Below are 4,306 nucleotides of genomic sequence, written 5' to 3' on the forward strand. Positions count from 1 at the left end.
CACGGATTCGGCGTCGTCATCGGCCAAACGACGATCATCGAAGACGATGTCCTGATCTATCAGGGAGTGACGCTCGGCGGAGTCAGCCTTACCCCCGGCAAACGTCATCCGACGATTAAAAGCGGCGTCGTTATCGGCGCAGGGGCAAAAGTCCTCGGGAACATCACGATCGGCGCCAATTCCAAAATCGGAGCCAACTCAGTCGTCGTACGCGAAGTTCCCGAAAACAGTACCGCGATCGGAATACCCGCCCATGTCATCCAAAAAGGGCGCGACAAAGACCCCTTCAGCCACAATAAGCTCCCCGATATCAACAAAGAGATGTTCGAATACCTTCTCAAACGGGTTGCCGTCCTTGAACATCATATGGTTCAGGACAACAAAGAGATTCTCGAACAAGACCTCCAGCTTGAAAATATCTACGAATCGTTCATCAAGGCGATGAAACATTGATCCTTCTTTTCCGCATCGCTTTTTTGCCGATCCGCTATTTTTCACTTGCTGACACGGCCGGTACGATGGCGGCGATCCTGATCCTCAGACAATTCTCGCAGCGCATTGCGTTTCTTGACCCGAACGCTCAAAGCTGACGCGTTGCGTGGTATAATAAACCACTACAGATCAGTACGGGCAGGAACGGTGTTCAGATTTTTCATAGCGGCGGTCATCACGCTCTACACTTCTCTTCACGCTGCCGTTCTAAGTACGGAGCAGCTTCGCGGCGGTCTCTCAGCCCAGACGTTCGATAAAACGCTAGCTTCCCTCTGTGCCGATACTTCCGACGATGACGAATACTGGTATTGGCTCAATCTTGCACGATTGCAACAGGCAAACGGCGATTACAACAGCTCGATCGCATCGTTTGAAAAAGCATACGCCATACTGGACGAATATGAAAACCGCGCGACGATCAGCGTACGTAACATCGGCTCTTTTGTAGGTTCTTCGTTGTTGTCCAAGGGGTCCGAAACCTATTTCGGAAAAGGATACGAGCGGGCATTGATGCACACGCTCAATGCCATCAACTACATCATGCTCCGCAAAGTCGAAGGGGCTGCCGTCGAAATGCGCCGGATGGAACAACGGCAGGAATTCTGGTTGATTGAATCGGATGAAAAGATCAAACAAGCCGCCAAAGACAAAGCCACCGCGGCAGCGCGCGACACGAGTACCGATACCGTTCCGACCAATTATTCGATGGCGGCGTTGCTGAACAGCCCCGACATTAGAAATCTCCTCAACAACTATCAAGATCCCTTCTCTTACACGCTGGGATACATTATTTCTGAAATATCCGGTCTGTCTGATGCTACCGGCGATGAAGGAAGTGTTTTCCTCAAAAGAGCAATTGCGCTCAACCCCAACGTGACCAAAACCATCAATTCGTCCAAAACGTCGGTTTCGCCGGAAAAGCTGCACGTCAACATCGTCGTCCTCTCAGGGATAGCCCCTGCCATGAAAATCGAAAAAATCCGTTTTCCCATTTTTCATGCCGCCGAATACACCAGCATTGATTTGCCTTCCTACACGCCCCCAGGCAACGATCTCAACCGTCTCACCATTGCAAACGGTCCGCGCACATTTACTCCGCCGCGACTTCTTAAAAGCGATATGATGGCCTATAAAACGCTCAGTGACGAATTCCCCGGCGAATTGGCCAAGGCAGCCGTACGCGCGACGACCAAAGGGATTGCGGCCAAGCAGGCGAATGACCATTTCGGCGACCTCGGAGGACTTCTGACTTCTCTCTTCTTCGATCTTGGCAGTTCCATCGCCGATTCGGGATTCCGAAACTGGGAGACGCTGCCAAATTCAGGCTATCTGATGAATTTTGAAGCGAAAAAAGGGGAAACTATCAGTATCATATTGAATGACCGTCAAGAATCGTTTACTCTTCCCAAAACGGGAAAAGGAGTATTTATTCTTGTCTCCTATCTCACGCACGACAATATAAGGATCGATTATGCCGATTACTAAATCCCTAACTCCCCTGTATGCAGCGGGAATACTTTTAGTCTTGATGAGCGGGTGCGCTTCAAAAGTAGACATCATCGGTGAAGAACGGGTTGAAATCAACCACCACAAAAGTTTTCAGGAAGGGGCTTTCCTGAAAGTGGTCGCCGAGCTTGAAAACGACGACAACGACGAAACCGAAGGGTTCGTTTACCAGATCGAATGGTACGATAAAAACGGTATCATCAAAGATACGACGCCGTGGAAACCGATTACGATTCACAAAAACCAAAAAGTACAGATCGTTGAGATGAGCAGCGTTCCCGATGTCGTCGATTATAAAATCATCGTTTCCGTACCGGAAAAATAAGGAGTAACTCTATGAAATATCTATCGTTATCTGTCGCGCTTGCTTCGGTGTTGATCCTCGCTACAGGGTGCAGCAGCACCAAAGGCGGGGCTGGGATGGTCGGATACGACTCAAACGTCAAATACGGCGATGCCAAGGCTGTCGAGACGCTTACGGACGCTTTCGGATCAACCGACCTTCAATCAAGCGCCGAAACTCTCACGCAGTCTCTTCTGCAATCGCGCTACATCGCTTCTGCCGCGCAGCCGCCGAAAGTTCGTCTTCGCAGCGTCAATAACCTTACCTACGAGCACATCGATACCAAAGCGATTACCGATAAAATCCGGATCAAACTCCTCAAATCCGGGCAAGTGCGCTTTCTGGCCGACAAAGCCAATCTAGGCGAAGTCTATGACGAACGCAACCTGACGACGACCGTCACCGACAACAAGAACATCAAACTGATGACCGACGCCGATTACGTCATTACCGGAAATGTCCGCTCGATCAAAAAAGCAAGCGATGACGTCAAAGACGTTTATTACAATATTTCTCTGGAATTGGTGAATCCTCAGACGGGGGAAATCGTCTGGGCCGATGAAAAAGAGATCCGCAAAGTGACCTCCAAATCAACAGTAGGATGGTAAGACGTTAATGCCCTTCGTGGGCATTGACGATTTCAACCACGTTCAGTCCGAAACCGCCAAGTCCCGCAAAATCGGAAATTTTTGATTCCGCAATCAGCCTCATATGCTTGACCCCCAGCGATTTTAGGATCTGCGCACCGATACCGTACTCTTTCATGTTCACCTGCTGATGAGGCGGTTTGTTGATAAACAGCAGTACGCCGCTGTTGTGTTTGAGATAGTTGATCGAGTCGATCAGATAGGTGTATTTGCTTTGGTTCAGCAGCAGATCGATGTCGGGAACGACGTTATGAACTTTAACGTTCGCCGTCTCTCCGGCACGGTAAAAGACGATTGCCGTATGGCGGTTGTCCTCATGGTCGGCGAATTCGTATTTCTTGACATGAACGCCGAAAAATTCGATCTCTTCTTCCGATACCGCTTTGACCAGCATTTCGTTTGCCAGACGGTACTCGACAATGTCGGAGATGTAAACCGTTTTAAGGTCGTGTTTGGCGGCAAAAACGTCCAGATCGTCGCGACGCGCCATCGTTCCGTCTTCTTTCATGATCTCACAGATGACCGCCGATTCGGCCAATCCCGCCAAACGGCACAAATCGACGGAACCTTCGGTATGTCCGATACGAACAAGCGTCCCCCCCTCTTTCGCCACCAGCGGGAAAATATGTCCCGGCATGACCAGTTCGGCAGGATGCGAAAGAGGATTTGCCAGAATTTTGATCGTCATGTCGCGTTCGGCCGTCGAAATTCCCGTAGTCGCCGCTGCCGCATCGACGGAGATCGTAAACGCCGTTTCGTGCATCGAGGTATTGGATTTGACCATTGGTTCCAGATTCAACCGTTTGGCGATGGAGGGGTTAACTGCGACGCAGATCAGCCCTTTGGCGTGCGTCGCCATAAAATTAACATGATCGGGAGTCGAAAAAACAGAAGCATAGACCAGGTCTCCCTCGTTTTCACGGTCCTCGTCATCGACCATAATGACCATCCGCCCTTTTTTAAACTCTTCGATCGCGTCTAATACCCGTTGCACTGCTGACATCAAAACTCTTTTTTTATAAATATAGGTAGGGAATTATAAGCAAAAAGGATTAAAAATCTATCACAAACACTAAATTGCCTTTTTTTTGCACGTTGTTTTCGAATGGCTTGACAAATGATTAAAAAATGTCTATAATTTCGGCCTCCAAGAGAGATTGTTGGGGTATCGCCAAGCGGTAAGGCAACTGGTTTTGGTCCAGTCACTCGGGGGTTCGAATCCCTCTACCCCATCCACTATTGTTACACATTAATTCGGGATCGCGGAGTAGAGCAGCCCGGTAGCTCGTCGGGCTCATAACCCGAAGGTCGTCAGTTC

At 49.5% G+C, this 4,306-nt stretch carries 6 protein-coding genes and 1 tRNA gene; 6 read left to right on the forward strand and 1 reads right to left on the reverse strand.

Annotated features, from left to right (window positions below; all coding sequences use genetic code 11):
* From JU82_RS05975 to JU82_RS05990, 5 genes are all read left to right on the forward strand, one after another.
* On the forward strand, positions 1 to 453 hold a 453-nt coding region (locus tag JU82_RS05975), incomplete at its 5' end, for a serine O-acetyltransferase (protein WP_037947983.1).
* Positions 450 to 590 carry a hypothetical protein gene (locus tag JU82_RS11860; protein ID WP_294892320.1) on the forward strand — a complete coding sequence of 47 codons (141 nt, stop codon included), beginning with the start codon at positions 450 to 452 and terminating at the stop codon, positions 588 to 590. The genes JU82_RS05975 and JU82_RS11860, both read left to right, overlap by 4 nt.
* A 49-nt stretch (positions 591 to 639) precedes the next feature.
* Positions 640 to 1,977, forward strand: coding sequence for a COG3014 family protein (locus JU82_RS05980; RefSeq protein WP_037947986.1), 1,338 nt, complete (start codon positions 640 to 642; stop codon positions 1,975 to 1,977).
* Positions 1,964 to 2,323 (forward strand): YcfL family protein, encoded by a 360-nt coding sequence (locus JU82_RS05985; RefSeq protein WP_037947989.1) that lies wholly within the window; start codon positions 1,964 to 1,966, stop codon positions 2,321 to 2,323. The genes JU82_RS05980 and JU82_RS05985 overlap by 14 nt, the downstream gene beginning before the upstream one ends.
* An 11-nt stretch (positions 2,324 to 2,334) precedes the next feature.
* Positions 2,335 to 2,949 carry a penicillin-binding protein activator LpoB gene (locus tag JU82_RS05990; protein WP_037947991.1) on the forward strand — a complete coding sequence of 205 codons (615 nt, stop codon included), beginning with the start codon at positions 2,335 to 2,337 and terminating at the stop codon, positions 2,947 to 2,949.
* Between the two features lie 4 nt (positions 2,950 to 2,953).
* Here JU82_RS05990 and JU82_RS05995 read toward each other — a convergent pair whose 3' ends face one another.
* Positions 2,954 to 3,991 (reverse strand): bifunctional 3,4-dihydroxy-2-butanone 4-phosphate synthase/GTP cyclohydrolase II, encoded by a 1,038-nt coding sequence (locus tag JU82_RS05995; RefSeq protein WP_037947994.1) that lies wholly within the window; start codon positions 3,989 to 3,991, stop codon positions 2,954 to 2,956.
* A gap of 158 nt (positions 3,992 to 4,149) precedes the next feature.
* On the opposite strand from JU82_RS05995, the gene JU82_RS06000 reads away from it, so the two are divergent.
* Positions 4,150 to 4,224: transfer RNA gene (locus JU82_RS06000), tRNA-Gln, on the forward strand.
* Positions 4,225 to 4,306 lie beyond the last annotated feature (82 nt).

Origin of the sequence: Sulfuricurvum sp. MLSB (genome assembly GCF_000747095.1) — a bacterium.
Lineage (GTDB): Bacteria > Campylobacterota > Campylobacteria > Campylobacterales > Sulfurimonadaceae > Sulfuricurvum.